Below are 1,468 nucleotides of genomic sequence, written 5' to 3' on the forward strand. Positions count from 1 at the left end.
AACTATGCCTATGAGAGTTTTTGCTCACCATCTTAAATATGATGTTATTTGCTTACGGGAAGCTGACTATTTTGATAATTCTTTTGATAATTTGGAATAACTTCAACGCCTTTACTCATCATAATCATCGTGGAAAAATTAGTTTCTCCCTTCAAAAAAGATCCGAATGAGAACCTGCCCTTGCAAAGATAATTTCCGTTTCTGTCTTTTTATAGACCAGTAGCCAATCAGGCTCAATGTGGCATTCCCAGTAACCCACATAATCACCCTTTAGCTTATGATTGCGATTTTTTGGTGGCAGCGGTCCATCAAGAGTTAAAAGCTTCATCACTTCTTTGAGCTTTTCTATATCCTTGCCTCGTTTCTTCGCTTTGACTACTTCCTTTTCAAACAGGCGTAGGTGAATAGGTTTAAGCATCTAGATACCGAGTTTTTTGAAGAGATCGTCGATATTGTCGCTTTCAACTAGATTTTCGCTCCTCTCAATTTGTTTTATAGCCTCAAGGGTTTCAGCATTTGGAGTGTTGGTACTATAAAGATGTTCGTGTATCCATCCAATAATGATCTCCCGCATACTTTTACCTAAAACTGCGGCAAGAGCTTTAAGCCTTTTATGATCTTCTTCCGGAACGTCTATAGTCATTCTGGACATATGGCCTTTTGCAGGCATAATTCTTCTCCTTCGTTCATTACTTTTAATATACCAGAAATAAAGAAATAAGGAAATGAAAACATGAAAATTCGCGAAAAATTTTCAATGGCTTACCGAGCGACCAGGCGCACCCCTCTAGGGGGGCCATACCCTTGTTGTCCTACATAGCATAAGGAATTGATTGCGCGGTTCACTATCGGTTCACTGAAATGCAGATTTTTCCAGCAAAATCCCACAGAATTCAATAGCTTTTTGGCCTTAAATCCTTTACCATATTATGCATAGCGGCTGAATGATATTGGGTGTGTCGGTGTTCTCCTGTCCTCATAACCGTCGGTCCCTGGTTCAAATCCAGGTTGCCCCACTTTTTTACCAGTACTCACGTGCGCTTTTGAGCAATATTCAGCTTGAAATAATAAAGCGACATACCCCATGTTCGGGAAAACATGCGGCGCAAAAGCTAGAACGAATAACCATTAACCGTGTAGACAAGCCGGTTATGGCAAATGGTCGATGCCGGCTACATGGTGGAAAGTCAACTGGGGCTAAGATAACAGAAGGATCAGCTATTTAGAGAAAGGCTTCGTGGAAGTATGGAATGCGTTCTAAGGCCATCTTAGAAGGAAGAAGAGCTTTTTGTGAATATATTCTTCAAAGAGAAAGTTTCATTGACGACCTTTAATAGCTATTTAAAGAGATCAGAATGCGTTTCGGTTCTTTCAAAAATGATTTCTTGATCAGTTTTGAGATAAACAAGCAACCAGTCAGGCTCAATATGACATTCCCACCGCCCTTTAAAATTTCCAACGAGTCTGC

Annotated in this window: 4 protein-coding genes; 1 reads left to right on the forward strand and 3 read right to left on the reverse strand. The window is 40.2% G+C overall.

Translation table 11 applies throughout. The annotated features are described in order from the left end of the window. Window positions 1-151: 151 nt before the first annotated feature. Both DB41_RS01195 and DB41_RS01200 read right to left on the reverse strand, forming a co-directional pair. Window positions 152-418, reverse strand: coding sequence for a type II toxin-antitoxin system YafQ family toxin (locus DB41_RS01195; RefSeq protein WP_039383456.1), 267 nt, complete (start codon window positions 416-418; stop codon window positions 152-154). Further along, on the reverse strand, window positions 419-670 hold the full coding sequence (locus DB41_RS01200) for a hypothetical protein (protein ID WP_039383458.1): 252 nt from the start codon (window positions 668-670) through the stop codon (window positions 419-421). A gap of 481 nt (window positions 671-1,151) precedes the next feature. Between DB41_RS01200 and DB41_RS12775 the strand changes: the two genes are divergently transcribed. Further along, window positions 1,152-1,226 (forward strand): HGGxSTG domain-containing protein, encoded by a 75-nt coding sequence (locus tag DB41_RS12775; protein WP_368665354.1) that lies wholly within the window; start codon window positions 1,152-1,154, stop codon window positions 1,224-1,226. A 111-nt stretch (window positions 1,227-1,337) separates the two neighbouring features. On the opposite strand, the gene DB41_RS12780 is transcribed toward DB41_RS12775, so the two are convergent. Beyond that, the coding region (locus tag DB41_RS12780; RefSeq protein WP_155117525.1) for a type II toxin-antitoxin system YafQ family toxin at window positions 1,338-1,468 on the reverse strand (131 nt) is incomplete at its 5' end.

The sequence above is a fragment of the Neochlamydia sp. TUME1 genome (assembly GCF_000813645.1).
GTDB lineage: Bacteria > Chlamydiota > Chlamydiia > Chlamydiales > Parachlamydiaceae > Neochlamydia.

What these genes read in the sequence shown, in the direction of transcription:
- DB41_RS01195 (WP_039383456.1), bottom strand. Translation starts at nt 418, where the DNA reads ATGCTTAAACCTATTCACCTACGCCTGTTTGAAAAGGAAGTAGTCAAA.
- DB41_RS01200 (WP_039383458.1), bottom strand. Translation starts at nt 670, where the DNA reads ATGCCTGCAAAAGGCCATATGTCCAGAATGACTATAGACGTTCCGGAA.